Source organism: Hydrogenophilus thermoluteolus, from assembly GCF_003574215.1.
GTDB classification, from domain to species: Bacteria; Pseudomonadota; Gammaproteobacteria; order Burkholderiales; family Rhodocyclaceae; genus Hydrogenophilus; species Hydrogenophilus thermoluteolus.
In genome coordinates, this window is sequence record NZ_AP018558.1 from 1,065,347 (window position 1) to 1,090,000 (window position 24,654).

At 61.5% G+C, this 24,654-nt stretch carries 27 protein-coding genes (1 of these 27 running past the window's edge); 21 read left to right on the top strand and 6 right to left on the bottom strand.

Translation table 11 applies throughout. The annotated features are described in order from the left end of the window. Positions 1 to 10 precede the first annotated feature (10 nt). The 8 genes from HPTL_RS05185 to HPTL_RS05220 are packed head-to-tail and all read left to right on the top strand — an operon-like array spanning position 11 to position 8,935. A complete protein-coding gene (locus HPTL_RS05185; RefSeq protein ID WP_119335023.1) occupies positions 11 to 391 on the top strand; it encodes a RidA family protein in 381 nt (126 codons plus the stop codon). Beyond that, positions 388 to 2,454 (top strand): ATP-dependent DNA helicase RecG, encoded by a 2,067-nt coding sequence (gene recG / locus HPTL_RS05190; RefSeq protein ID WP_119335024.1) that lies wholly within the window; start codon positions 388 to 390, stop codon positions 2,452 to 2,454. Before HPTL_RS05185 ends, recG begins: the two co-directional genes overlap by 4 nt. Then, positions 2,447 to 3,064, top strand: a complete 618-nt coding sequence (locus HPTL_RS05195; protein WP_119335025.1) for a chorismate--pyruvate lyase family protein — start codon at positions 2,447 to 2,449, stop codon at positions 3,062 to 3,064. The genes recG and HPTL_RS05195 overlap by 8 nt, the downstream gene beginning before the upstream one ends. A gap of 26 nt (positions 3,065 to 3,090) precedes the next feature. After that, positions 3,091 to 3,966, top strand: a complete 876-nt coding sequence (ubiA, locus tag HPTL_RS05200; RefSeq protein WP_119336090.1) for a 4-hydroxybenzoate octaprenyltransferase — start codon at positions 3,091 to 3,093, stop codon at positions 3,964 to 3,966. Between the two features lie 25 nt (positions 3,967 to 3,991). Next, on the top strand, positions 3,992 to 4,852 hold the full coding sequence (pyrF, locus tag HPTL_RS05205) for an orotidine-5'-phosphate decarboxylase (RefSeq protein ID WP_119336091.1): 861 nt from the start codon (positions 3,992 to 3,994) through the stop codon (positions 4,850 to 4,852). An 18-nt stretch (positions 4,853 to 4,870) separates the two neighbouring features. After that, positions 4,871 to 6,106 (top strand): ABC transporter permease, encoded by a 1,236-nt coding sequence (locus HPTL_RS05210; protein ID WP_119335026.1) that lies wholly within the window; start codon positions 4,871 to 4,873, stop codon positions 6,104 to 6,106. A gap of 37 nt (positions 6,107 to 6,143) precedes the next feature. Further along, complete coding sequence (locus tag HPTL_RS05215) at positions 6,144 to 7,268, top strand: ABC transporter permease (RefSeq protein ID WP_408610114.1); 1,125 nt, start codon at positions 6,144 to 6,146, stop codon at positions 7,266 to 7,268. Then, complete coding sequence (locus tag HPTL_RS05220) at positions 7,265 to 8,935, top strand: ABC transporter ATP-binding protein (RefSeq protein WP_119335028.1); 1,671 nt, start codon at positions 7,265 to 7,267, stop codon at positions 8,933 to 8,935. Before HPTL_RS05215 ends, HPTL_RS05220 begins: the two co-directional genes overlap by 4 nt. On the opposite strand, the gene HPTL_RS05225 is transcribed toward HPTL_RS05220, so the two are convergent. Then, a complete protein-coding gene (locus HPTL_RS05225; RefSeq protein ID WP_197713806.1) occupies positions 8,925 to 10,328 on the bottom strand; it encodes a cryptochrome/photolyase family protein in 1,404 nt (467 codons plus the stop codon). The genes HPTL_RS05220 and HPTL_RS05225 overlap by 11 nt on opposite strands. A 73-nt stretch (positions 10,329 to 10,401) precedes the next feature. Then, entirely contained in the window at positions 10,402 to 10,992 is a 591-nt protein-coding gene (locus HPTL_RS05230) for a TetR/AcrR family transcriptional regulator (protein ID WP_119336092.1), read from the bottom strand. Positions 10,993 to 11,105: 113 nt separating this feature from the next. Here HPTL_RS05230 and HPTL_RS05235 point away from each other — a divergent pair, with 113 nt between their 5' ends. From HPTL_RS05235 to HPTL_RS05245, 3 genes are read left to right on the top strand one after another with little or no spacing between them, the layout of a single operon-like run. Continuing rightward, positions 11,106 to 11,861: an electron transfer flavoprotein subunit beta/FixA family protein gene (locus tag HPTL_RS05235; RefSeq protein WP_119335030.1), complete on the top strand. Its 756-nt coding sequence runs from the start codon at positions 11,106 to 11,108 to the stop codon at positions 11,859 to 11,861. A 21-nt stretch (positions 11,862 to 11,882) separates the two neighbouring features. Beyond that, positions 11,883 to 12,818, top strand: coding sequence for an electron transfer flavoprotein subunit alpha/FixB family protein (locus HPTL_RS05240; RefSeq protein WP_119335031.1), 936 nt, complete (start codon positions 11,883 to 11,885; stop codon positions 12,816 to 12,818). A gap of 18 nt (positions 12,819 to 12,836) precedes the next feature. After that, a complete protein-coding gene (locus HPTL_RS05245; RefSeq protein ID WP_119335032.1) occupies positions 12,837 to 14,648 on the top strand; it encodes an acyl-CoA dehydrogenase in 1,812 nt (603 codons plus the stop codon). A 95-nt stretch (positions 14,649 to 14,743) separates the two neighbouring features. On the opposite strand, the gene HPTL_RS05250 is transcribed toward HPTL_RS05245, so the two are convergent. From HPTL_RS05250 to HPTL_RS05265, 4 genes are all read right to left on the bottom strand, one after another. Further along, positions 14,744 to 15,409 (bottom strand): NAD(P)H-dependent oxidoreductase, encoded by a 666-nt coding sequence (locus tag HPTL_RS05250; RefSeq protein ID WP_119335033.1) that lies wholly within the window; start codon positions 15,407 to 15,409, stop codon positions 14,744 to 14,746. 32 nt (positions 15,410 to 15,441) lie between these two features. Then, entirely contained in the window at positions 15,442 to 16,236 is a 795-nt protein-coding gene (locus HPTL_RS05255) for a peptidylprolyl isomerase (RefSeq protein WP_119335034.1), read from the bottom strand. Between the two features lie 74 nt (positions 16,237 to 16,310). Next, on the bottom strand, positions 16,311 to 16,586 hold the full coding sequence (locus tag HPTL_RS05260) for a BolA family protein (RefSeq protein ID WP_119335035.1): 276 nt from the start codon (positions 16,584 to 16,586) through the stop codon (positions 16,311 to 16,313). Between the two features lies 1 nt (position 16,587). Continuing rightward, complete coding sequence (locus tag HPTL_RS05265) at positions 16,588 to 17,235, bottom strand: septation protein A (protein ID WP_119335036.1); 648 nt, start codon at positions 17,233 to 17,235, stop codon at positions 16,588 to 16,590. 42 nt (positions 17,236 to 17,277) lie between these two features. On the opposite strand from HPTL_RS05265, the gene tsaB reads away from it, so the two are divergent. The 10 genes in view from tsaB to HPTL_RS05315 are tightly spaced (at most 13 nt apart) and all read left to right on the top strand, a layout consistent with a single transcriptional unit that may run on beyond the window. Beyond that, a complete protein-coding gene (tsaB, locus tag HPTL_RS05270) occupies positions 17,278 to 18,024 on the top strand; it encodes a tRNA (adenosine(37)-N6)-threonylcarbamoyltransferase complex dimerization subunit type 1 TsaB (protein WP_119335037.1) in 747 nt (248 codons plus the stop codon). Beyond that, positions 18,021 to 18,491: a ribosomal protein S18-alanine N-acetyltransferase gene (gene rimI, locus HPTL_RS05275; protein WP_119335038.1), complete on the top strand. Its 471-nt coding sequence runs from the start codon at positions 18,021 to 18,023 to the stop codon at positions 18,489 to 18,491. The genes tsaB and rimI overlap by 4 nt, the downstream gene beginning before the upstream one ends. Next, on the top strand, positions 18,488 to 19,321 hold the full coding sequence (locus tag HPTL_RS05280) for a uracil-DNA glycosylase (protein ID WP_119335039.1): 834 nt from the start codon (positions 18,488 to 18,490) through the stop codon (positions 19,319 to 19,321). The genes rimI and HPTL_RS05280 overlap by 4 nt, the downstream gene beginning before the upstream one ends. 9 nt (positions 19,322 to 19,330) lie before the next feature. Then, a complete protein-coding gene (locus HPTL_RS05285) occupies positions 19,331 to 19,978 on the top strand; it encodes an L-threonylcarbamoyladenylate synthase (RefSeq protein ID WP_119335040.1) in 648 nt (215 codons plus the stop codon). After that, a complete protein-coding gene (locus HPTL_RS05290; protein WP_119335041.1) occupies positions 19,978 to 20,643 on the top strand; it encodes a site-2 protease family protein in 666 nt (221 codons plus the stop codon). The genes HPTL_RS05285 and HPTL_RS05290 overlap by 1 nt, the downstream gene beginning before the upstream one ends. Before the next feature lie 5 nt (positions 20,644 to 20,648). Further along, entirely contained in the window at positions 20,649 to 21,851 is a 1,203-nt protein-coding gene (locus HPTL_RS05295; RefSeq protein WP_119336093.1) for a tryptophan--tRNA ligase, read from the top strand. 13 nt (positions 21,852 to 21,864) lie between these two features. After that, positions 21,865 to 22,740, top strand: a complete 876-nt coding sequence (locus tag HPTL_RS05300) for a segregation and condensation protein A (RefSeq protein WP_170141282.1) — start codon at positions 21,865 to 21,867, stop codon at positions 22,738 to 22,740. Next, positions 22,737 to 23,324 carry an SMC-Scp complex subunit ScpB gene (scpB, locus tag HPTL_RS05305; RefSeq protein WP_119335043.1) on the top strand — a complete coding sequence of 196 codons (588 nt, stop codon included), beginning with the start codon at positions 22,737 to 22,739 and terminating at the stop codon, positions 23,322 to 23,324. Before HPTL_RS05300 ends, scpB begins: the two co-directional genes overlap by 4 nt. Next, positions 23,311 to 24,192, top strand: a complete 882-nt coding sequence (gene rluB, locus HPTL_RS05310; RefSeq protein ID WP_197713807.1) for a 23S rRNA pseudouridine(2605) synthase RluB — start codon at positions 23,311 to 23,313, stop codon at positions 24,190 to 24,192. Before scpB ends, rluB begins: the two co-directional genes overlap by 14 nt. A gap of 3 nt (positions 24,193 to 24,195) precedes the next feature. After that, positions 24,196 to 24,654: the start of a LysR family transcriptional regulator gene (locus HPTL_RS05315; RefSeq protein WP_119335045.1), read on the top strand. It continues 483 nt past the right edge of the window; only the first 459 of its 942 coding nucleotides appear in the window; it begins with the start codon at positions 24,196 to 24,198; its stop codon lies beyond the right edge, outside the window.

Sequence of the window (24,654 nt, forward strand, 5' to 3'; positions counted from 1 at the left end):
CATTTCGTCGATGAAACGAACGATCCACACCGCCAACGCCCCTGCGGCGATTGGCGCCTATTCGCAGGCCGTGCAAGCGGGTGATTTCCTTTATATCTCTGGCCAATTGGGGCTCGACCCGGCCACGATGGCGCTCGAAGAGGGGTTCGAAGCGCAGTGCCACCGGATGTTCCAAAACCTCAAAGCGATCGCCGAAGCGGCGGGCGCGGGACTCGATCGCGCGGTGAAATTGACCATCTACCTCACCGATCTGGCCGATTTTGCGCAGCTCAACACGATCATGGCGCACTATGTTCCCGAACCTTTCCCGGCTCGGGCTGCCGTTCAAGTCGCGGCACTCCCCAAAGGGGGACTGGTCGAAGCGGACGCGATCCTCTACCTTGGGCAGTGAGCGCATCGCCACCGCCACGTAGCCCCCTCGAGCAGTGGGCCGGCATCGGACCGGCAACGGTTGAGCGGCTTGCGCGCTTGGGCATCGAACAGCCAGAGGATTTCCTCTGGCTGTTGCCTTTGCGCTACGAAGACCTCACCCGCGTGACCCCCATTGCGGCACTGACTGCGGGGAGCGAAGCGCTCGTCGAAGGGGAGATCGTGCGGGTGGAAGAGCACACCCGCGGAGCGGGCGCGGGGAAGCAGTTGATCGTGCATTTGGCGGACGCAAGCGGAACGCTCGTCGGACGGTGGTTTCGGTACTACCCCAGCACGCAACAAAAACTGAAGGCCGGGCGGCGTTGGCGGTGGTATGGCGAGGTGCGTTGGCACTACTTCGGTGGGGTCGAGATGATCCACCCGCGCCTGATCGACCCCAAAACCCCGCTTCCTGCGACGCTCACCCCAATCTACCCCAGTGTCGAGGGGCTGAATCAACCCCACTTGCGGCGCTGGGTGGCCAAAGCACTTGCGGTGGTTGCGCTTGACGAATGGCTCGACGACGAAACGCGGCAACGGTGGCACTTCCCCGCGTTACCCAACGCCGTTCGCCTGTTGCACCAGCCGCCAGCTGGGCTTGTCCCCGAAAAGCCCGAGTGGCGCGCGGCCCGTGCCAGACTGGCGTTCGACGAGCTCGTCGCGCAACAAGCGTCGATGCGCCGCGCCCGTCTGGCGCGTCTGACGTGTGCAGCGCCTGCGATCAGCGGCACGGATGCCGATCGGGCGGAGCGGGCGCTTGCAGCGCGCCTGCCTTTTACCCTGACCAACGCCCAACGGCGGGTTGTGGGCGAAATCGCGCACGACCTGGCGCTGCCCACTCCGATGCATCGGTTGGTTCTGGGCGATGTCGGTAGCGGCAAGACCGTGGTGGCGGCGCTTGCGATCGCCCGCGCCGTTGGCGCGGGCTTTCAAGCAGCGCTTGCAGCGCCTACCGAAATCCTTGCCGAACAGCACGCGCAGAAGCTTGCGCCCTGGTTCGAAGGGGTCGCGCCGGTGGAACTGATCACCGCGAGCACCCCAGCGCGCGTGCGCCAGGCGCTGAACGAACGGCTCGAGCAGGGGGAACCGATGGTCGTCGTCGGAACCCACGCACTTTTTGAAACGCGCACGCCGCTGCCGCGCTTGGCGCTTGCGGTCATCGACGAACAGCACCGCTTCGGAGTGCGGCAGCGCGCCCGGTTGCGGGAAAAGAGTAGCGCTTGGCGGCCCCACCTCTTGATGATGTCGGCAACGCCCATCCCGCGTACGTTGGCAATGGCCTGCTACGCCGATCTCGACCTCTCGTTCCTCGACGAGCGGCCGCCTGGCCGCAAACCGGTGACCACGACGCTCCTGCCGCTGTCGCGAAAAGCAGAACTGATCGCGCGGGTACGCGCCTGGTGCGCCAGTGGCAAACAGGTCTATTGGGTCTGTCCGCTCATCGAGGAGAACGAAACGCTTGCGCTCAACGCTGCCGAAGCGGTTTTCGAGGAACTGCGGCATGCGATGCCCGAGATCGCGATCGCGTTGTTGCATGGTCGGATGGGGCACGACGAAAAGCAGCAGGTGATGCGCGCGTTCGTTGCCGGAACCGTCTCGATTCTGGTGGCGACGACGGTGATCGAAGTGGGCGTCGATGTGCCCAACGCAAGCCTCATGGTGATCGAACATGCCGAACGGTTCGGTATGGCGCAACTGCACCAACTCCGGGGGCGCGTCGGGCGGGGAAGTAGTGAATCGTTCTGCGTTTTGCTATATGACGAACCGCTTTCGGCGGTTGCGCGCGAACGGTTGGCAACACTGAAGCGTGAGAGCGATGGCTTTCGCATTGCCCAAGCCGATCTCAAATTGCGGGGCCCAGGGGAGCTCACAGGCGTGCGACAAAGTGGCGTGCCGATGATGCGGGTTGCCGATCTGACGCGCGACGAAGCCCTGATTCCAGCGGCGCAGGCGTTGGCCGACAAGCTGGTCCAAACGCAGCCGGAGCTGGTCGATCGATTGATCGCCCGTTGGGTACCCCACGCGCGGTGGGCACCCCATGCGTGAGGCATCCGCTGCTGGCTTCCCTGCACACTGGTATGGGAATGCAGTTGCCGTTCTTCCTGCGTGGCGCCGTTGGCTCTTTGGCAGCGGCTCCCTTACCGCCCGTCTCGAAGCACGTTGCCAGCAGTTGCTTCGTGTGGCGCCAATCGCGCAAGGGCGTGCGCCCGTTGCCGCCGACGAGCGGTCGCTCTTGGGCGTCTCAACGCGCATCGCCTGGGTGCGCGAAGTCGCGCTCATCGCAGACGATGTTGCGGTGGTCTTTGCCCGGTCCGTGCTCGTACCCTCGGCGCGCGCCGCCTGGCCGCTCTTTTTCCGTGTCGGGACTCGGCCGCTTGGGGCACTGCTCTTCGAAGATTCTGCGGTATTTCGCGGTCCGATCGAAGCGGCGCGCATCGATTCACGACATACCTTGTGGCGCCGCGCCGCGCACCATGCGCTGTTGCGCTCGGGTGAGGAGCGCGCCGCGCTCTGGGCGCGCCGTTCGTGCTTTTGGCGGTTTGGTAAGCCCTTGCTGGTCCAAGAACTCTTTTTGCCCGGTATCGCGACACTCGATCCGGGGTTGCGCCAAGCGGGTGCGTGGCCGTCGCATCGCGCTGTGAACCCGGTAGAATGACTGCTTTGTTCGTGCTTTCCCGATCCATGACGACCCGTTTCGCTGCGCTGTCCGCCTATTGGCGGTTGATCCGGGGTGATCGGCCCATCGGAACGCTGTTGCTACTCTGGCCGACCTTCGTCGCGCTCTTTTTCGCGGCGCGTGGGCAACCGCCCGCCTGGACATTGACCGTATTCCTCATGGGAACCTTTCTGATGCGCTCTGCGGGCTGCGCGATCAACGATTGGGCGGATCGTGATTTCGATCGCAACGTCTGGCGCACCGCGGATCGTCCGCTGGCATCCGGTGCGATCCCGCACCACCACGCACTGTGGGTGGCAGCCGGGCTTGCGTCGTTGGCTGCGGTTTTTGCCGCAACGCTTGGGGATGCAGTCTTGGTTTGGGCCGTTCCTGCTGCGCTCGTTGCAGCGATCTACCCGTTTATGAAGCGCTTTTTGCCGATCCCCCAAGCGGTTTTGGGCATCGCGTTCTCGTTTGGCATCCCGATGGCGTTTGTCGCGGTGCGCGACGCGGGGCTCTGGGGTTCGCTCGACGCCACGACGTTCTGGCTCTTTGTCGGCAATCTCTTTTGGGTGATCGCCTACGACACCGCGTACGCGATCGCGGATCGTCCCGACGACCTCAAAATCGGGATTCGCAGCTCGGCGATTTTCTTCGGCCGCTGGGATGTCACGGCGATCGTCGCGTTGGAGCTCGCCGCGCTCTTTTGCTGGGCAGTTGCGGGGCGGATTGCGGCGGTAGGTCCCAGCTATTCGGCTGCGCTCGTCGTGATCGCGCTTTTTTGGACGACGCAATTGTCTGCGTTGAGTACGCGCGATCCGAAAGCGGCTTTCCAGGTTTTCCTGGATCACAACTGGGCCGGACTGATCTGGTTTTTCGGTACCGTCTTTGCTTGGGCGTGACCGATTCGAAAACGAGGAGTAAATGATGAACGCGGTAACCCACCGCCCTCCCTTTCGTGAGCAGTTGGCCGCGTTGTGGGCAAAAGATCCACAGCGGCTCTTGTGCGTCGGGCTCGACCCGGATCCAGAGCGGCTCCCGCAGCCGTTACGGTCACTGCCCATCGCCGAAGCGGTGGAACGGTTTCTCGTTGGGGTGGTCGAAGCGACACTTCCGTATGTGTGTGCGTTCAAACCGCAATTCGCCCATTTTGCCGCACACGGTTGGGAAGCGGTGCTGACCCGGGTGATCGCGGCAATTCGCCACCATGCGCCGGAGATCCCTGTGATCCTCGACGCGAAACGTGGGGACATCGGCTCGACTGCCGCGTTCTATGCACAAGAGGCGTTCGCGCGCTACCAGGCCGACGCGCTCACCGTCAATCCCTACCTCGGCACTGATTCGCTCTCGCCCTACTGGACGCGTTATCCGGACCGGGGGCTCTTCGTCCTGTGCCGAACCTCGAATCCCGGCGGTGACGACTTGCAATTTGTCTGTCTGGCTTCGGGCGAGCGGTTGTACGAACACGTGGTCCGCTGGACGGTCGAACGCTGGAACCCGCATGGGCAAACGGGTCTGGTCGTCGGTGCCACCTATCCGGAAGAGATCGCTCGTGTCCGCGCAATCGCTTCTTCTGCGCCGCTCCTCGTCCCTGGCATCGGCGCACAGGGGGGCGACATCGCAGCAACCGTAGCGGCCGGATTTGCGTCGCGAACGTTTCCCGCGCTCCTCCTCAATTCGTCGCGGGCGATTCTCTATGCCGATAGCGGTGACGATTGGCAAAGGGCGGCAGGCGCCGCGGCGCAGACCACCGCGCAGGCGATCGCTGCAGCGCTTCCCAGCGTGTGAGCACAGGAGGTTTGCGCGATGCTCGGCTATCTTCTGCGGCGGTTGCTGTGGTTGGTACCGACGCTCTTGGGGATTACCGTCGTCGTCTTCGTCGTGATGGCCGCTGCGCCGGGGGGGATCTCGGCGGCAACCTTGGTCGAAGGGCAGAATCTCGAACCGGAAGCGAAGCAGGCCCTCACCGAGTACTACAACCGGCTCTACGGCCTCGATCAGCCGCTCACGGTGCAATACCTGCGCTGGCTCAACCACATATCGCCGTTGGGTTGGGAAAGTGACGAAAGCGGGGCGCTTACCGGGTGGCCGACGTTCAAAATGCCCGACCTCGGCGTGAGTTTTCGGTACGGAAGACCGGTCGCGGAGCTTCTTGCGGAACGGGTCCCGGTAACAGTCCTATTGAATCTCCTCTCTGCGCCCCTCATCTATTTGGGAGCGATCGCAATCGGTGTCGCCGCGGCGGCGCGTCGCGGTAGCCGTTTCGACCATCTTTCGTCGCTGCTGCTCTTGGTGTTGTGGTCGGCCCCGCCGATGCTGGTCGGAGTCCTGTTGATCGGCTTTTTTGCTTCCGCCGAATATTGGCACTGGTTTCCCACCGGCGGCCTCTCTACGCGCGAGGCGCTCGATGCGCCGTTTTGGCCGGTGACGCCGTCCTTTGGCGCTTGGTTGCTGCTCTTTGTGTTGCCGCTTGCGACGACCGGACTGTTTGTCGCCGCCGCGCGGCGCAGCAAACGTGCTGGGTTACGCCATCCTGTGGTCGCTGGGCTGGTTGGGTTGGCCGTCGGGTTCTTGCTCGTCCGGGTCACCGTGCCCATCTTGGCGCCGGGATTCCTCTTCGATCGCATTTGGCATCTGATCTTACCGGTCGTTACCCTCTCTTATGGAGGGATCGCGTTTTTGGCCAAACTCACCCGGGCGTCGCTCCTTGAGCACCTTGCCGCTGATTTCACCCGAACGGCCCGGGCCAAAGGGGTGCCGGAGCAGGTGGTGCTGTGGCGGCACGTGTTTCGCAATTCGCTCTTGCCGTTGATCACCGTCGCGGCGTCGCTGCTGCCGTCGCTGATCGCCGGGTCGGTGATCGTCGAAACGCTCTTTTCGATCGATGGGATGGGTCGGTTGGCTGTCGAGGCGGTTCAAACGCGGGATCGAGAATTGGTGCTCTCTTTGACGCTCATTTCCGGTCTCTTGACCCTGATCGGCTATCTCGTCGCCGATATCGCGTACGCGATCGCGGATCCCAGGGTGCGCTATGAAGGGTGACGTGACTCAGAACACGCTCCTAGGGCGAATCGCGGGAATGGGTGGCGCGGTGCGCTTTGCGCTCGTGTGGTTGGGGTTGCTTGCAACCGTCGCGGCCTGGGCACCGCTTTTGGCCAACTCACTGCCGCTCTGGGTCGAGCGCGCCGATGGTCGGTGGGCTTTTCCGCTTTTCGCGCAATTCACTGCCGAAGACGTCGCGTGGTGGGTCGGGTGGTGGAGCGCGGTCGTGTTGCTGCGTTGGCGCCGTATCCCAGCTGCGCGTCGATTGGGGATCGCTCTTGGGGTGGTTGGTGTCGCGTGGGGCATCGGCAGTGCGTATCTCAAACCCGCACCGCTCGTGGTCTATGACGCCTGGCGGCAGGCAGAACGTGCGGGGGAATTGCGTTCCGCCCTGTGGGCGCCAATTCCCTATTCGCCGAAAGATTATTTGCGCGATTTTGGGGTAACCGCGCTCGAACCGCCGCTTGCCGCGATCCCAGAGCGGTGGCACTGGCTGGGAACCGACGACCAAGGCGGAGATGTCGCGTCGCGGATGATCCACGCGAGCCGCATCGCGCTATCGATCGGTTTCATCGCCACTGGCGTCGCGCTCGTGATCGGGGTAACGATCGGCGCTGCAATGGGCTATTTTGCGGGTTGGATCGACCTCATCGGGATGCGCTTGGTCGAAATCTTCGAAGCGGTGCCCACTCTGTTTCTCTTACTGACTTTCGTCGCCTTTTTCGAGCGGTCGCTCCCGTTGATGATGGTGATCATCGGGCTCACCGCCTGGCCCGGTTACGCCCGCTACACCCGGGCCGAATTCTTGCGCTTGCGCGGGATCGAGTTCGTGCAAGGGGCGATCGCTTCGGGATTGCCCCTGCGTTCCGTGCTCTTTCGCCACATGTTGCCCAACGCCGTTGCGCCGCTTGCCGTTGCGGCGGCGTTTGGCGTCGCGTCGGCGATCCTGGCGGAAGCGACGCTCTCTTTTCTCGGACTGGGGCTCGTCGATGAACCCTCTTGGGGTCAGATGCTCAATCAGGCGGTGAAGAGCGCGGCATTCAACTGGTGGCTGGCACTTTTTCCCGGTGGTGCGATCTTGATGACCGTCTTGGCCTATAACCTCTTGGGTGAGGCGTTGCGCGACGCGCTCGACCCGCGCCTGGAGCGGAACGGGCGATGACGTTAGACCCTTTGCTCACGGTCGAAGGGCTCACCATCACACTGGCCAATGGTACAGAGCCGCTGGTTTCGGACCTCACCTTTTCGATTGCGGCCGGCGAAACGCTCGCACTCGTCGGGGAATCGGGGTCGGGGAAGTCGCTCACCGCGCAAGCGCTGTTGGGCCTTTTGCCTACGGGGGTTTTCGCGCCCGCGCTTGGGCAGGCGACCCTTTCCGGGATCAGCGGTAACCTCTTGGTGCCGGATGTCGCGGCACGAGTGCGCGGAGCGCACGTCGCGATGATTTTCCAAGAGCCGATGAGCGCGCTCAACCCAGTGATGACAGTCGGCGCGCAGATCGCTGAAGTGCTCGAATTCCACGCGCCGCACCTCTCGCCCCTCGGGCGGCAAGCGGCGGTGGCCGCTGCGCTTACCGAGGTGCAACTCGACGCCGAGCGCATCGCGGCCAGTTACCCCCATCAACTCTCGGGCGGCCAGCGGCAGCGGGCGATGATCGCGATGGCGCTGGTGGCGCAACCGAAACTGCTCATCGCCGACGAGCCGACTACCGCGCTCGATGTCACGGTGCAAGCGGAGATCCTGCAGCTTCTTCGCACGTTGCAACGCCGCCATGCGATGGCGATGCTCTTCATCACCCATGACCTGGACGTGGTCGCGCAAGTGGCCGATCGCGTCGCGGTGATGCAAGCCGGGCGCATCGTCGAAATGGGCACGGTGGCGGAGGTCACGCAAGCGCCCAAACACCCTTATACCCGGCGTCTGTGGGCCGCGCAGCCGCGTCATCTTCCTCCCCGCCCGAAAGGGTGCCGCCAAACGGGCATGAGTACGAGTGCATCGCCCAATGAGGCTGACACCGCGTGTGCAGCTGTGCCCAGCGACGCCTCCATTCTGGACGCACGCAATCTTCGGGTCTATTTCCCGATTCAGCGTGGCGTGCTCCGGCGTACGGTTGGATACGTCAAAGCGCTGGACGGCGTGGATCTTACGATTCGGCGCGGTGAAGTGGTCGCCGTGGTCGGAGAGTCGGGATCAGGCAAGAGCACGTTGGGGCGCGCGGTACTCGGTTTGCAGCCGCTCACCGCTGGGACGCTTTCGCTCTTTGGTACCCCGATGCAAAACCGTCCGCGCCACGCGTGGCAACCCGTGCGACGTCGTGTCCAGGTGGTTTTTCAAGATCCGTTCGCATCGCTCAACCCGAAACGGCGCATTGGTGCGCTCATCACCGAACCCATGGCGGTGCATCGCATCGGCGTCGACGACGCCGATCGGTGGCAACGGGCCCAAGCGTGGGTGACGGCTTTGGGTTTGCCGGCAGAGACGTTACAGCGTTATCCGCACGAATTTTCGGGAGGACAGCGGCAACGGATCGCGATCGCGAAGGCATTGGCGCTTGAACCGGAGCTGCTCGTCTGCGATGAGATCACCAGTGCGCTCGATGTCACGCTGCAAGCGGAAATTTTGCAACGGTTGGCGCACCTGGTGGTCGAACGTGGCCTGTCGCTCCTTTTCATCACCCACAACATGGCGGTGGTCGAGTACTTGGCCGATCGGGTGGTGGTCCTCTACCGCGGAAAAGTGGTCGAAAGCGGGGAGACAGCCACAGTGCTCAATCGTCCGGAGCATCCGTACACCCAACAGCTCCTGACCGCAGCTGGATTCAATCGCTAGTAGACGCTTTGATGCGCGCATACGCGGCAAGCGCTCGGGCGCGGGAAGCGACGAGCGAAACGATTGGCTGAGGGTAATTCTTTCCCAAAAAGAGTCCGGCCGCTTCCCGAGTTGCCTCGGATGCCGTCCACGGCGCGAAACGCGCGGGTGTCGGGAGCTTAGCGAGTTCGGGAAGGTAGGTAGCGATGAACGATCCGTCCGGGTCGAATTTTTCCGCTTGTAACACGGGGTTGAAGATGCGAAAGTAGGGCGCTGCATCGGCGCCACATCCTGCGACCCACTGCCAACTGGCTACGTTGCTGGCCAGAGTGTAATCGACGAGCGTATCGCGAAACCACGCCTCACCCACGCGCCAGTGAAGCAGCAGATTCTTGGTCAGGAATGAGGCGACCACCATCCGCAACCGGTTGTGCAGGTAACCGGTGCGCCAAAGCGCGCGCATCGCGGCGTCTACGATCGGGATTCCAGTTTCGCCCCGTTGCCAGCGACGACACAGCGCTTCGTCCTCCTCCCAGGGAAAGGCGGTGAATTCGGGGCGGAACGGTTCGGTGACCATCTGGGGAAAGTGAACCAAGAGGTAGTGTGCGAACTCTCGCCAAGCGAGCTCAGTGCGGAATTTTGCGACATCGCGGGCCGAAGCCCGTCCTGCTACCGCGTACCACAGGGTGTTCGGTGAGATCTCTCCGTGCGCCAAATAGGGGGAAAGGCGCGAGGTATGGGGGCGTGCCGGAAAGTCGCGCCCCGAGGCATATCCGGCAAGGCCGTTTGCCAAAAAGGCGTCGAGCCGAGTGTGGGCAGCTGCTTCACCGATCGTCCACTGCGTCCCCAGCTTTCGCTCCCATTCGGCTTCCGGTGCTGGCTCGACGCCCGGTTCCGACGCGGCACGGGGAATCAGGGTAAGGTCTGGCGCGGGAAGCGGCGTGCGGGGCGATGGCGCAGCGAGGCACCCCTTTTGAAAGAACGGCGTGAAGACGCGGTATGGCGTACCGTCCGGCTTGGCGATCGTTTCTGGGTTCCAGAGCAGGGACCCGTTGCGGCGCACCACTTCAACCCCAAGCTCGGTCAAGGAAGTGGCGAGCAGGGTGTCACGCGCGCGGACGCACGGTTCATGCGCTTCGGTCCACGTCACCCGACGCACCCCGTAGCGGCGCACCAAATCGGGAAGCAGCACGGACGGATCGCCACGAAAAAAGCGAAGATTTCCTTTCAGCGCGTCGTCGAGTGCAACGAGCGAACGGCGTGTCCACCATCGATACGCGGCGCCCGGCGCTTCGTTTGGTGGGATCGTGGTATCGTCGATCCAGACCGGAACCACCGCACCAAAACGCGCGGCTTCGGTCAAAGCCGGGTTGTCGCGCAGCCGGAGGTCATTCCGGAACCAGTGCAGGGCCACCGGGGCGTTTTCTGAAGCGAAGGCAATCATGGGTGTGATCTCGGTGAGCAATTCCCCAACAAGCGGTTTGCTATCAAGCGGTTCGAGACGGGCACGCAGCGATCCACTGCGCGATCTGACGCCGCATCGCTTCGAGTTCGTGACTGGCGACTGGAAGCAATAGCAACGACATGCCATAAACGTAAGCGTAGAGGAGCGCTGCGCGGGCTGTCGCGGTCGCTTCGTCCAGACCACACGCCAAGAACAAGCGCCGTGCCCGGTCGAGTCGCACCGCATCGACTTCACTCACGACCGCAGCCGCTGCTTCGTCACGCCGTGCCCATTCACGTACCGCCAATTCGATCAGAATACCTCGGGGGTTCCGGCTTGCGCTATAGACATCGATCACGTGCAAAAGTTGTTCTGCTTCCGTACCGGATGGACACCGGGTTTGCTTGTCGATATCGGCAATTCGCCCCGCTTTCCAGTGTTCGAGCACGGCCAGATGGAGATCGCGGCGATCTTTGAAGTGCCAGTAAAAGCTCCCTTTGGTGACGCCCAGGCGGTGCGCGAGCCGTTCGACCCGTAAACCGGCAATCCCCTCTTTGGCCAAGAGGTCGATCGCGGCGCGAATCCACGCGTCGCGGTTGAGCGATTTGCTCGGCAGGTTTTGGGGTTGATTCATATCAAACAGTTGTTCGAAAACCTCTTGACGCAACGGTGTAACTGCGCTATCGTATCTTCCATACGATACCGTATGGTAAACCGTCGTTCATCCAAAAGCAAGGAGCAAGCGCGATGAAAATTTTGGTTCCTGTCAAGCGCGTGGTCGATTACAACGTCAAGATCCGGGTCAAACCCGACGGCAGCGGTGTCGATACCGCGAACGTCAAAATGTCGATGAACCCCTTCGACGAAATCGCCGTCGAAGAGGCGGTGCGTCTCAAAGAGAAAGGCGTCGCCAGCGAAGTCGTCGCGGTGAGTGCTGGGGTTGCCGCGTGTCAAGAGACGCTGCGCACGGCGCTCGCACTGGGTGCGGATCGCGCGATCCTAGTCCAGACCGAAGTCGAGCTGCAGCCGCTCGCGGTGGCCAAGCTTTTGGCCGCGCTGGTCGCCAAAGAGTCGCCGCAGCTTGTGATCATGGGTAAGCAAGCGATCGACGACGACGCGAACCAAACCGGACAGATGCTCGCGGCGTTGCTCAATTGGCCGCAAGCGACATTCGCGTCGAAAGTCGAGGTCGACACGGGTGCGCAAACCGTCACCGTCACGCGTGAGATCGACGGGGGTTTGGAAACCCTGAAAATGGCGCTTCCTGCGGTGATCACCACCGATTTGCGCCTCAACGAACCGCGTTTTGCGTCGTTGCCCAACATCATGAAAGCGAAAAGAAAGCCGCTCGATACCGTCACCCCAGAGGCGCTCGGTGTCGATGTCACCCCGCGGATCCGAACGCTCAAAGTCGAAGAACCCCCGAAACGGCAAGGCGGCGTGAAAGTGGCCGACGTCGACGAGTTGATCGCGAAGTTGAAGAACGAAGCCAAAGTCATCTAACCGAATGCGAAGGAGCGTGCAATGGGACATTCTGTATTGGTGGTCGCGGAACACAACGACGAAACCTTGGTGTCAAGCACGGCGCATGCGATCGCAGCGGCCAAGCAGCTTGGCGATGTGACGGTTTTGGTTGCGGGGACTAATTGTGGCGGCGCCGCTCAAGCAGCAGCGCAATGCGACGGCGTGGCGAAAGTGCTTCAAGCCGACGCGCCGGAACTCGCGGGCCACACCGCCGAAGCGGTGACCGACGCGGTGCTCGCTTCGGCGCAGGGGGCACGATATATCGTTTTCCCCTCGACGGCGTTCGGCAAAAACGTCGCACCGCGTGTCGCAGCCAAACTCGATCGTGCGCAAATCTCCGACGTGATCGGCATCGTCGATGAGAAAACCTTCGTGCGCCCGATCTACGCGGGTAATGCGCTGGCAACCGTCACCTGCGACGATGAGCCGCTCGTCCTCACGGTGCGGACCACCGCGTTCGACGCAGTTGCGCAAAGGGACGCGGCGGCACCGATCGAATCGTTGTCCGTGACCTTTACCGGCCCCAAAGTGGAATTGGTAAGCCGTGAATTGACTCACTCGGAGCGTCCGGAACTCACTGCGGCGCGTGTCGTGGTGACCGGTGGGCGTGGCTTGGGCAGCGCCGAGCAGTTCCACGCGTTGTTGGAACCGCTTGCCGACAAACTCAACGCCGCGATCGGCGCGTCGCGCGCCGCGGTCGATGCTGGCTACGCACCGAACGACTGGCAAGTGGGGCAAACCGGCAAGATCGTCGCGCCGGAACTCTACATCGCGATCGGCGTTTCGGGTGCGATCCAGCACCTGGCCGGTATGAAGGATTCGAAAGTGATCGTCGCGATCAACAAAGACCCCGATGCCCCCATTTTCCAGGTTGCCGATTACGGCTTGGTCGCCGATCTTTTCCAAGCGGTCCCGGAATTGACCCAAAAACTGTAATCCCAAGGAGTGTGCGAAATGAGTGAATACCGTGCGCCGTTGCGCGATATGCGCTTTGTGATGGAAGAGTTGTGCGGTCTGGAACAGATCAGCCAGTTGCCGGGTTGTGAAGATGCCACCCCAGACGTAGTGCAAGCGATACTCGAAGAGGGTGGGAAATTCGCAACCGAGGTGCTCTCACCGCTCAATCGCGTGGGCGACCAAGAAGGGTGCCGCTGGGAAGATGGGCGTGTGATCACCCCGAGCGGGTGGAAAACGGCCTACCAGCAGTTCCGCGAAGCGGGCTGGACCGCGGTGGCCTGCGATCCCGAATATGGTGGCCAAGGATTGCCGAAGTTGGTCTCCACTGCGGTGATGGAGCTGTGGAAATCGGCGAACATGGCCTTTTCCCTCTGCCCGATGCTCACCCAAGGTGCGATCGAAGCGCTGATGCTTTGCGGCACCGACCGGCAAAAACAGCTCTACCTGCCCAAAATGGTGAGCGGGGAGTGGACCGGCACGATGAACCTCACCGAACCGCAGGCAGGTTCTGACCTCTCCGCGGTACGGACCCGTGCCGAACCCATCGGCGATGGACGCTTTAAACTCTTCGGGCAGAAGATCTTTATCACCTACGGCGAACATGAGATGAGCGACAACATCGTCCATCTCGTTCTTGCCCGGCTTCCGGACGCGCCGGAAGGGGTAAAAGGGATCTCGCTCTTCGTCGTGCCCAAATACCTCGTCAATGAGGATGGTTCGCTCGGGGCGCGCAACGATGTGCGCTGCGTCTCGATCGAACACAAACTCGGGATTCATGCCAGCCCCACCTGCGTGCTCGCATTTGGTGACCAAGGTGGTGCGATCGGCGAACTCGTCGGTGAGCCGAACAAAGGGCTTCAGTACATGTTCATCATGATGAACGAAGCCCGTTTTGCCGTGGGGATGGAAGGGCTGGCGCTTGCCGAACGCGCTTATCAGCAAGCCCTTGCCTACGCGCAAGAACGCATTCAAGGGTTCGAGGTGGGGCAAAAGAGCGATGAGCGCGTGCCGATCATCAAACACCCCGATGTCCGCCGGATGCTTTTGCGCATCAAGGCCCATACCGAAGCGATGCGGGCGATGAACTACCATGTCGCCGCAGCGTTCGACCTTGCCCGTCACCACCCCGACGAAAAAGTCCGGCAGCGCAGTCAGGCGTATGTCGAACTGATGATTCCCGTGGTGAAAGGGTGGTGCACGGAACGGGCGGTGGAGATGACCTCGCTCAACATCCAGGTGCATGGCGGTATGGGGTTCGTCGAAGAGACCGGCGCGGCGCAACATTTCCGTGACGCCCGCATCACCCCGATCTATGAAGGGACGACCGCGATTCAAGCGAACGACCTCATCGGTCGTAAAATCGCGCGCAACGGCGGGATGGTCGCGCAGGGATTGGCGCAAGAGATGGAAAAAACGGTCGTCGAACTGCGTGCCACCGGTGATGCGGCGTTGGGGCGGATTGCGACGCGTCTCGAAGCGGGGATCGCTGCGCTGCGTAAAGGGGTCGAGTTCATCGTCGCGAACTACCAGAGCAATCCGAAATCGGCGCACGCCAGCTCGGTACCACTCCTTGAGCTCTTCGGCATCGTCTGCGGTGGTTGGCACATGGCGCGTGCGGCGCTCGTTGCCCATCAGCGTCTCTCCCAAGGAGATACCGCCGATCCGCGCTTCTACCAAGGCAAACGCGACACCGCCCGGTTCTATGCCGACCATATCCTGCCGCACGCAACGGCGCTTGCGGAAACGGTGGTCGATGGGGCCGAGGTGACCGTTGCGTTCACCGACGAAGCGTTCGCGCTGGGCATGTGAGCCATCGTGCTGCTGGGCGTTCCCAGCAGCAGGAACCAAAAAGCCCACCCGGAACGGGTGGGCTTTTTGCGTACGGGATCGTGCCGTGCGCTGATTCACAAAACCGTAACGGTTTTATCCTTCGGCCAACGGGTTTTTTCAGGTGGTTCGACGACGCGGTAACCGAATGCGACAAAGACCGCAAGTCCCCATGTTGTCCAGTCGATCGGATGAAAGCGGCTCAAAATCGCTTCGGCTTGTTCGCGATCGAACCCTTCGATCGGGCAGGAGTCGATCCCCAGAAGCGCCGCAGCGGTCATCATGCTCGCCAATGCCAGGTAGCATTGGCGCGCCGACCACTCGAAAAGCCCTGTGGGTGTTTCGAGCAGTTTGAACTCACGCTCCTGGAAATTGCGCACACGGGTTTGCCTTTGGTCAATGGTTGCGTCATCGAGACGCTTCACCTCGCGCATGTGTGCAGCAAGGTAAGGCGAATCCCAACGCACGTCCTTGCGCGCCAGGATCGCCACGACGTGGCTGGCCGTGGGAAATTGTCCCTGTGCGCCCCATGCCACAGGAAGTAACGCTTCCCGAACCGCACGATTTTGGAGCACCAAAAAGTGCCACGGTTCGAAGCCGAAAGAGCTTGGCGAAAGGCGAGCAGCCGTTAGGATTGCCTCCCAATCGTGCTCCGGGATGGTACGGGACGCATCGAACTGCTTGCATGCGTGACGAAAACGCCAAACCTGCTCGATCGCGTCGGCTTCCAACCAGCGAGCCATCGTACTACCTCCTCAAGAGCCGCGGTCGATCGTTATTGAACCTTCGCTTTCGCGACCAACTCCTCGATGTGGCGCTCCATCTTCTGCTGTTGCAGTTGTTGCGTGAGTTGCTCGCGAATCGACTCGAGCGCTGGTGGCGTTTGCGGGCGTACGTCGTCTAAGCGAATCACGTGCCAACCGAACTCACTTTTCACGGGCTGTTCGGTCATTTCCCCCTTCTTCAACTGGGTCATCGCGTCACTGAACGGTTTGACGAACATCTCGGGGGTCGCCCAGCCCAGATCGCCCCCTTTTTCACGGCTACCCGGGTCTTTCGACTGTTTGGCCAGTTCTTCCCACTTCACCTTGCCCGATTTCAGATCGGCAATCGCCTGCTTCGCGGCAGATTCGCTCTCGAAGAGGATATGGCGTACGTGGTACTCGTTGCCCGCAAACGCTTTTTTGATCTTTTCATACGCAGCCTGGAGCTCCGCGTCAGTAACCGGATGGTCTTTCATGTATTGAGTGAGATAGTGGCGCAGCAGCACGCCTTGCTTGGCCAGTGCCATTTCCGCTTGGACTTTCGCATCTTTGTCGAGCCCTGCTTTTTTTGCCGCCTGCTCGATCGCGACACGGCGGACCAGCTCCTCCCGAATCGCTTCGCGAAGCTCCGGCGTGTCTTTTTGCCCTTGCTCGATCTGTTTGTCGAGAATCGCTTGAAGGTGGGATTCTGGGATCGCCTGTCCATTGACCTTGGCAACGTCTCCAGCCCAGAGGGGGAGTGCGAAGGCACCCGCAAAGACGGATGCAGCGGTCAAACGGATCATGCGCTGGCTAATGGTTTTCATCGCTTTCCTTTCGAAGTCAATTGAACGTACCAAAATATGTCTTACAAACTCTGTGTTACACCCCAATAAAAGTGTCACGGTTCATCCGGCGTTTTCGCGGTGATTGCCAACGCGTGGATCGAGGCCATCACCGAACCCAACGCGTCATAGACCATGCGATGCCGCTCGATGCTGCGTTTGCCCGCAAACTGGTCGGAGACGATCGTCACTGCATAATGGGTGCCGCCGTGCTGCGCGGCGGGGTTGTGCCCGGCGTGAAGATGGCTTTGGTCTTCGACCTGCAACCGACAAGGCGCAAGTGCGGCGGTAAGCCGTTCTCGGATCGCTTGTGTCTTTTCTGTCGGATTCATACTAACTTTCTTCACCCTGTCTCGAACCGGTGGCGTTCGGCGCATTCGCCGAAGGATCGGGCAGCGCGTGGCGGTGTAGCCAAAGTGCCTGTCCCACGACGAAAAGCAGCGTCAATCCCAACGTCCCGAAGAGCTTGAACTGGACCCATACCGCTTCGCTGAAGTGGCTGGCCACCCACCAGTTGAGCGCGCCCAAAAAAAGAAAGAAACCAGACCACGCATCCGAGAGGCTACGCCACTTTCGCGGCGGCAATTGGACATGGTGGCGCAGCGTAAGTTCCATCAGGTTGCGGCCGCTCAAACGCGCAATCCATAACGCGAGCGCCATGAACCAATAGACCGCAGTGGGTTTCCACTGAATGAAACGGGGATCGTGAAAGAAAATCGTTGCTCCACCCAAGAGCGTCACGAGGAAAAAGGTGACCCAGAGCGTTTTGTCGACGGGTTTGCGTCGTACTTTGAGCCAGACGATCTGCAACGCAGTCGCGCCGATGGTGACTGCGGTGGCCGCAAGGATGGGCACCCGATCGGGTGCAATCCCGTCACCGAACCAAGGCGCCAGCGCGTCGCGCCAGTCGGGCAGGACATTCAGCACCTGGTAGGTGAGAAAGAACGCGATCAGCGGAAAGAGGTCGAAAAGAAACTTCATGGTGACACGATTGTACCTGCTTTTCTCGGTACAATCGCAGGCATGAAAATCTTGGCTTTCGATACCGCTTCTGACCATGCGTGCGTCGCCGTCCAGTGGGATGAGGCGGTGCATACCCGTAAGCTTCAGGGCTATGCACGCCACGCCGAGCACTTGCTCGCGGCCATTGCCCAGACTTTTGCGGAAAAGGGGCTTGGCAACTGGCAGCAGGAGATCGATGCGATCGCGTTCGGTGCGGGACCCGGGGCATTCACCGGGGTTCGCTTGGCGTGCGCGGTGGCGCAGGGGATGGGGATGGCGTTGGGCAAACCTCTGTTGGCGCTCGACGCGCTGGCACTGGTCGGGCGCTCGGCATACCCGGAGGGCCCGAGTGGCCGCGTCTGGGTTGCTGCCGACGCCCGCATGGGTGAGTGGTACCACCGTTGGTTCGAAGTGACCGCGGGCGGGGAATGGCAACCACGTTCGGAACCAGCACTCGTCTCACCGCATACCGCCCGCTGGGATGAGATCGCGATTGATCCCGATGGTACCGAATTTCGTTTCGCGGGGTTTCGCCTCGCAGAGGGTTGGCCGGAATCGTGGCCAGCGCCATTCGAAACGCGCTGGATCGACGCGATCGCGCCCGAAGCGCTCCTTGCCGCGGCGCGCGCAGCCGCCGCGCAGGAGCAATTCGTCGCCGCCGATGCAGCGCAACCGGTTTATGTCCGGGAGCGCGTCGCGCTGACCCTGGAAGAACAGCAAGCGTTACGGGCAAAGAAACGCGAAGCGGCAACACAGAGTAGGGCATGAACGCGGTCACGATCGATCCGCTTACCCGTGCTGATCTCGATTGGCTCCTTCCTCTTGAGGCAGCATGCCAGCCCATGCCTTGGCAAGCGGACCATTTTGTGGCCTGTTGGCAACCCAATGCGTGCCAGCGAGGTTGGGCGCTTCGCTGCAATCACAGTCCTGTCGGTTATCTCGTGGGCCTGTGGGTCACTGACGAAGCCCATTTACTCAATCTGGTCGTAGCGCAACCCTATCGCCGACAGGGGTTTGGCGCGCGCCTACTGGCCCATTTCTTCGCCCATAACCAGGAAACGGCCACCTTTTGGCTCGAAGTCCGAGCCGACAATCGACCGGCAATCGGTCTCTACGAACGGCATGGTTTCCAGCGGGTAGCGCTCCGCAAAGCCTACTATCGCCTACCCGATGGCCAGCGCATCGATGCCTGGGTGATGCGCAAGGATCGCACCGCAGACGGGAGCGCGCGATGACCGATCCGTTGCGCCGTTTCGCATGGCTCGACGCGATGGAACTCACGCCGCTTTGGCGGTTGCGGTCCCGTTGGCTTATCTCCGATCGTTCTGCGCAGACGCAGACCGATACCCAAACCAACCCCCAGGACGTCACGATCGATACCGACCGTTCGGCGCCGCGCTACCCGTGCCAGCAGACACAACGGCAGGCGTCCCGCCAACCAACCCCACCCCAAGCGCCGCCAGAGCCCCCTTCGTCGCGATTCCCTGAGCGGGCCGAGCAGATCGCCACGATGGATTGGGAGGCGCTCGAAGCGGCGATTCGCCGCTGTCAAGCCTGTCCGTTGTCGCGTGAGCGAACCCAAGCGGTGCCGGGTGTAGGGGATCACCGTGCCCGCTGGCTCTTTGTCGGCGAAGGGCCGGGACGCGAAGAGGATCGCCAGGGAGAGCCGTTCGTCGGACCGGCAGGGAAGTTGCTCGATGAGATGCTCTTTGCCCTTGGGCTCAGACGCGGTGCGGATGTCTATATCGCCAACGCGGTGAAATGCCGCCCCCCTTTGAACCGAACGCCGCACCCGGAAGAGATCGCCGCCTGCAACCCGTTCCTCGCGCGTCAAATCGCACTCCTTGCGCCCCGCATCATCGTCGCGTTGGGCAAGCCAGCTGCTTTTGCGCTCCTCGACGAAGAGGTGAAAATCGCCCAAGCGCGTGGTCGTCGCTTCGATTACCACGGGATTCCCGTTGTCGTCACCTACCATCCCGCCTATTTGTTGCGCAACCCGGCAGACAAACGAAAGGCGTGGGAAGACTTGCTCTTTGCGCGCCGAATTTTGATGCAGCAGGTATAATCGTTTTCTATGACCGCAAAGCGAATACCGCTCCATCCCCGCAATCCGCAACCCCGTGGGATTGCGCAACTCGCCCAAATGTTGGCGAACGGGGGGATCGTCGCGATTCCTACCGACGCCAGCTATTCCCTGGTCTGGCCGGTGGGGGACGCCAACGCGCTCGTGCAAGTCCGCCGTTTGCGGGGGGTTGACGACAATCACCTCTTCACCCTCTTTTGTCCCGACCTCTCTATTTTGGGGCAATACGCCCGGGTCGACAATCAACAATATCGTTTGCTCAAACTCGGTACGCCAGGGCCATTTACTTTCATCTTGGAGGGATCGCACGAACTTCCTCGTCGTGTGCTCCATCCGAAACGGCGAACCATCGGCCTGCGCGTGCCCGACCACCCGGTCGTGCAGGCATTGTTGGCAGCGCACGGTGCGCCGCTACTAGCAACGACCGTTCAACCCGCCGGTGCCGAAGAACCACTTTCCGACCCCGATGCGATCCTCGACCAGTTGGGGCACGTACTCGCGGCGGTCGTCGACACCGAAGAGATACCCCAGGGTGCGACCACGATCATCGACCTGACGGAACGCCCGCCTGTGATCCGTCGCCTGGGCTTGGGGGATCCGGCTCGCCTCGGGCTCGAAGTGGTTGAAAGCGAAACGTGATGGCAGAACTCATCGCGACGCTCGCGATTTGGGCGATTCCGGTCTTACTTGCCATCACCTTGCACGAAGCGGCGCATGGTTACGTGGCGCGCGCTTTCGGCGATCGCACCGCGGAGCGGCTCGGGCGTATCACGCTCAACCCCATCAAACACATCGATCCGGTCGGAACGGTCGCGGTTCCTGTCGGTATCCTCACGTTATCGACCCTGTTCGGTGGCCCCGCGATGCTCTTTGGCTGGGCGAAACCGGTTCCGGTCGATCCGCGCTTCCTGCGCCGCCCCAAGCAGGACATGTTTTGGGTCGCGGGGGCTGGTCCGATGATCAACCTCGCCCAAGCGCTCGTGTGGGCGCTCCTTTTCAAAGTGGCCTTCCTGTTCGGGCCGGGGGGCAGTTGGCTGGCGCTGGCTCGAATGAGCGACGCGGGCATTCACATCAACCTGATTTTGGCGCTCGTCAATCTCTTGCCCATTCCGCCACTCGACGGGGGACGCATGTTGGTTGCGGCATTGCCGTACCGTTTGGCAAGTTGGGTTGCGCGTTTGGAACCCTACGGCATGGTGATCGTATTGCTGCTCTTGTTCTCTGGCGGCCTGTCGATGATCCTCTGGCCGCTCTATGCGCTCTTTCGACAGTTTTTTCTCTCATTGGTCGGCATAGGAGTCTGATGTTCATGTACGCGGAACGCGTCGTCTCTGGCATGCGCCCCACCGGGCGACTGCATCTTGGACATTACCACGGCGTTTTGAAAAACTGGGTGAAACTTCAAGACGAGTACCCCTGTTTCTTCTTCGTTGCCGATTGGCATGCGCTGACCACGCAATACGATGAACCGCAATCGATCGCGCAACACACATGGGATCTTATCATCGACTGGCTTGCTGCTGGGATCAACCCGAACCAAGCCACGATCTTCATCCAATCGCGCGTGCTCGAACATGCCGAGCTCCATCTGCTCCTTTCGATGAGTACGCCGCTCGGGTGGCTGGAACGGGTTCCTACCTACAAAGATCAAATCGAAAAACTGTCGCACAAAGACCTGACCACTTACGGATTTCTGGGCTATCCGGTGCTGCAGGCAGCAGACATTCTGATCTATCGAGCCAACTTGGTTCCTGTTGGTGAAGACCAGGTGCCGCACATCGAACTCACACGGGAAATCGCTCGCCGCTTCAACCATTTCTACGGCCGAGAACCGGAATTCGAAGCCAAAGCGCTCGAAGCGGTGAAAAAACTGGGTGGGAAGCGGGCAAAACTCTACCTGGAGTTGCGAACGCGTTACCAGCAAAACGGTGACGACGAGGCGCTCGCGCAAGCCAAAGCGATGTTGGAAGAGGCGCAAAGCCTCACGTTAGGGGATCGGGAGCGGCTGTACGGTTATCTGGAAGGGCGGCACCGGTTGATCCTCGTCGAACCGGAAGCGCTTTTGACCGAAGCGGCGAAAATGCCTGGCCTCGACGGACAGAAGATGTCGAAAAGTTACGGCAACACGATCGCTCTCCGCGAAGAGCCCGAAATCGTCACCAAAAAAGTGCGCACGATGCGGACCGATCCTGCCCGTGTGCGTCGGACCGACCCCGGTGAGCCAGAGCGCTGCCCGGTGTGGCAATTCCATAAAATCTACACCGACGCCACCTGTCACCAATGGGTCCAAGAAGGGTGCCGAACCGCGAAAATCGGCTGTCTTGAATGCAAACAACCGGTTCTCGACGCAATTCTCAAGGAACAGGCGCAGTTTCGCGAACGGGCGCAACCTTATCTGGACGACCCGTCGCTCGTGCGGGCGATCGTCGCTGACGGCTGCGAAAAAGCGCGTAAAGTCGCCCAAGAGACGATGCGCGACGTCCGGGAAGCGATGGGAATCGACTACACCTGATGTGAGATCCACCGTGTCTACCTCTGCGGCGAACGCAACGCGCGACGAAGCGCAGCATCCGGTTGCGCGCCTCTATGGCGCGCCGCTTGCGGAGCTCCCTGAAGATCTCTATATTCCGCCGCAGGCTTTGCGTCTATTGCTGGAAGCATTCGAGGGCCCTTTCGACCTCTTGTGGTTCCTGATCCGCAAGAACCGGATCGACTTGCGGGACATTCCCGTGGCGAAGCTCACTGAGCAGTATTTGGAATACGTCGCGGCGATGAAGGCGCTCGACCTCGATCTTGCCGCAGAGTACCTTGCGATGGCGGCGACCCTCATCGCGCTCAAAGCGCGGCTCCTGCTACCACGCGCTGCGGAGGCAACTTCGGACGAAGATGCGTCGGAAGACGATCCGCGGGCCCGGCTCGTGGCGCAACTCCTGCGGTATGAGCAGTACCGCCAGGCGGCAGAGATCCTGGATCGATTGCCTCGCGCCGGTCGCGATTTCACCTGGGCGCACCCTGTCGAAGTGGCAGAACCGATCGAACCCTCTCCGATACCGGCACCCTCGCTCCAAGCGCTTGCGCGCGCATGGTGGGGGCTCCTGGCGCGACAGGAGCAGCGGCGTCCCCACGAAGTGGTCGAAGAGCCGCTCACCGTCGCCGTGGTGACTCAGGCGCTTTTGGAGACGCTTCGGCTGGCGCGCCGGCCGCTGACGTTGTCGGAACTGCTACCCCCGTCCGCTGACCGACGGTACCTGGTCAAGGCGTTTTTCGCGTTGTTGGAACTGACACGTCTCGGTGCGGTGGACCTGACCCAAGAGGAACCCCTTGCGCCCATCGTCGTCGTGCTCAGTGAAGCCGCAGACGAAGCGCTTGTCCCTGTGGTTTGGGAAAAGGGGAAGGGATGATGCGGTGCAACCAGGAACCCTCCGCTCACTGGACGGTACGCCGTATCCTCGAAGCGATTCTTTTCGCTGCCGATCGGCCGCTGACCATCGCGGAACTACGCCAATGCTTCGACCCCGACCCCGGTAGCGACATCATTGCGTCGGCGCTTGCAGAATTGCAGCGAGAATGGGAAGGGCGGGCGCTCTCCCTTGTGTGCGTCGCGGAAGGGTGGCGTTTTCGCACCGTTGCTGAGGTTCAACCTTATCTCGCGCGTCTCTTTGCGCAGCAAAACCGACACCTGAGCCGCGCCATGCTCGAAACCCTTGCGATCATCGCCTACCAGGGCCCTGTGACGCGCGGCGAAATTTCGGAGATTCGCGGTGTCGAGCTCTCACCCAATCTGTTGCGACAACTCGAAGCGCGCGGGTGGATCGAGATCGTCGGACATCGGGACGGCCCGGGTCGGCCGGCGTTGTGGGCGATCACGCCGCGTTTGTTGAGTGATCTCGGTCTCAAGAGCCGTGACGAGCTGCCGCCATTGCCCGAAGTCGCTGCAGAGAATGCGGCCAAAATCAGGAATGCCATCGACCATGACACGCAATAACACACATTCCGTCCGTGACGGTGCCGCACCAGCGTCAGCGGCGCAACCGGGAGAGCGTCTGCAAAAAGTGCTGGCTCGATTGGGGCTTGCGTCGCGCCGAACCGTCGAAGAATGGATTCGCGCCGGGCGCCTTCGGCTCAACGATCGGCCCGCCCAACTGGGTGACCGGGTCAAACCCGGAGACCGCATCAAACTGGACGGGAAACTGATCGAATGGCGCCGGGCAACGGCGTTTCCGCGGGTGATTCTCTACCACAAACCCGAAGGGGAGCTCGTTACGCGCGACGACCCGGAAGGGCGTCCCACGGTTTTCGATCGCTTGCCCGTTTTGCGCCGCGGCCGCTGGCTCGCGGTGGGGCGGCTCGACCTCAATACTTCTGGTTTGCTGATTTTCACTACCGATGGCGATTTGGCCAACCGCTTGATGCATCCCCGCTATGGGTGGGAAAGGGAATACGCCGTCCGAATTCTGGGTACCTTGACCCCTGAGGATCAAACGCAATTGCTGGAGGGGATCGTGCTCGAGGATGGCCCTGCTCAGTTCAATACCCTTGTCGATATCGGTGGACAAGGCGCGAACCACTGGTATCGGGTGACGATTGGCGAAGGGCGTAACCGCGAAGTGCGGCGTATGTTCGAAGCACTGGGGTATACGGTAAGTCGCCTGATCCGCGTGCGTTACGGTCCGATTGCGCTACCGCCCCGACTCAAACGCGGCATGTGGCAAGAATTGCCTCCGGAAGAGGTCTCCCGCCTCTTCGGGATTCCATTGCCCAAAGGGTTGGCAACGGCTGCGAAATCGCCCACCCCGCGTCCGCGTGCCTCGCGGCCCAGCCGTTCGTACAACGACAAAAAGAGAGGAGGATAGACCATGGCAGATCGCCGTTTGCGTGTTTTCTATACCGTCGTCAAATCGGGTTCCTTCACCCGTGCCGCGGAACGGCTGGGCATGACGCAACCTGCGGTGACCTTTCAGATCAAACAACTCGAAGAGCATTTCGACACTACGCTCATCGATCGCAGCCACCGCAAATTGCGGTTGACCCCCGCCGGTGAGATCGTCTTTGCTTATGCCGAGCGGATGATTCTCTTGGACGACGAGCTCGAAACCCGAATCAGTGAATTGACTCAAGAGCTGCGCGGGCCACTGACGATCGGCTGTTCAACGACGCTTGCCGCTTACTGGGCGCCCCGGCTCATCGAAGAGTTCAAGCGGCGCCATCCCAACGTGACTCCGCGCCTGATCGTCGGGAACTCGGAACTGACTCAGAATCGGGTCGCAAACCGCGAACTCGACATGGGGATGATCGAAATCGTCGCCGACGACCCT

What these genes read in the sequence shown, in the direction of transcription:
- HPTL_RS05255 (WP_119335034.1), bottom strand. Translation starts at nt 16,236, where the DNA reads ATGAAAACCATTAGCCAGCGCATGATCCGTTTGACCGCTGCATCCGTC.
- rimI (WP_119335038.1), top strand. Translation starts at nt 18,021, where the DNA reads ATGAACGCGGTCACGATCGATCCGCTTACCCGTGCTGATCTCGATTGG.
- HPTL_RS05215 (WP_408610114.1), top strand. Translation starts at nt 6,144, where the DNA reads ATGGGTGGCGCGGTGCGCTTTGCGCTCGTGTGGTTGGGGTTGCTTGCA.
- HPTL_RS05250 (WP_119335033.1), bottom strand. Translation starts at nt 15,409, where the DNA reads ATGGCTCGCTGGTTGGAAGCCGACGCGATCGAGCAGGTTTGGCGTTTT.
- HPTL_RS05245 (WP_119335032.1), top strand. Translation starts at nt 12,837, where the DNA reads ATGAGTGAATACCGTGCGCCGTTGCGCGATATGCGCTTTGTGATGGAA.
- scpB (WP_119335043.1), top strand. Translation starts at nt 22,737, where the DNA reads ATGATGCGGTGCAACCAGGAACCCTCCGCTCACTGGACGGTACGCCGT.
- HPTL_RS05195 (WP_119335025.1), top strand. Translation starts at nt 2,447, where the DNA reads ATGCGTGAGGCATCCGCTGCTGGCTTCCCTGCACACTGGTATGGGAAT.
- ubiA (WP_119336090.1), top strand. Translation starts at nt 3,091, where the DNA reads ATGACGACCCGTTTCGCTGCGCTGTCCGCCTATTGGCGGTTGATCCGG.
- HPTL_RS05235 (WP_119335030.1), top strand. Translation starts at nt 11,106, where the DNA reads ATGAAAATTTTGGTTCCTGTCAAGCGCGTGGTCGATTACAACGTCAAG.
- HPTL_RS05295 (WP_119336093.1), top strand. Translation starts at nt 20,649, where the DNA reads ATGTACGCGGAACGCGTCGTCTCTGGCATGCGCCCCACCGGGCGACTG.
- HPTL_RS05185 (WP_119335023.1), top strand. Translation starts at nt 11, where the DNA reads ATGAAACGAACGATCCACACCGCCAACGCCCCTGCGGCGATTGGCGCC.
- tsaB (WP_119335037.1), top strand. Translation starts at nt 17,278, where the DNA reads ATGAAAATCTTGGCTTTCGATACCGCTTCTGACCATGCGTGCGTCGCC.
- HPTL_RS05285 (WP_119335040.1), top strand. Translation starts at nt 19,331, where the DNA reads ATGACCGCAAAGCGAATACCGCTCCATCCCCGCAATCCGCAACCCCGT.
- pyrF (WP_119336091.1), top strand. Translation starts at nt 3,992, where the DNA reads ATGAACGCGGTAACCCACCGCCCTCCCTTTCGTGAGCAGTTGGCCGCG.
- rluB (WP_197713807.1), top strand. Translation starts at nt 23,311, where the DNA reads ATGACACGCAATAACACACATTCCGTCCGTGACGGTGCCGCACCAGCG.
- HPTL_RS05220 (WP_119335028.1), top strand. Translation starts at nt 7,265, where the DNA reads ATGACGTTAGACCCTTTGCTCACGGTCGAAGGGCTCACCATCACACTG.
- HPTL_RS05280 (WP_119335039.1), top strand. Translation starts at nt 18,488, where the DNA reads ATGACCGATCCGTTGCGCCGTTTCGCATGGCTCGACGCGATGGAACTC.
- HPTL_RS05210 (WP_119335026.1), top strand. Translation starts at nt 4,871, where the DNA reads ATGCTCGGCTATCTTCTGCGGCGGTTGCTGTGGTTGGTACCGACGCTC.
- HPTL_RS05240 (WP_119335031.1), top strand. Translation starts at nt 11,883, where the DNA reads ATGGGACATTCTGTATTGGTGGTCGCGGAACACAACGACGAAACCTTG.
- HPTL_RS05290 (WP_119335041.1), top strand. Translation starts at nt 19,978, where the DNA reads ATGGCAGAACTCATCGCGACGCTCGCGATTTGGGCGATTCCGGTCTTA.
- HPTL_RS05230 (WP_119336092.1), bottom strand. Translation starts at nt 10,992, where the DNA reads ATGAATCAACCCCAAAACCTGCCGAGCAAATCGCTCAACCGCGACGCG.
- HPTL_RS05260 (WP_119335035.1), bottom strand. Translation starts at nt 16,586, where the DNA reads ATGAATCCGACAGAAAAGACACAAGCGATCCGAGAACGGCTTACCGCC.
- HPTL_RS05265 (WP_119335036.1), bottom strand. Translation starts at nt 17,235, where the DNA reads ATGAAGTTTCTTTTCGACCTCTTTCCGCTGATCGCGTTCTTTCTCACC.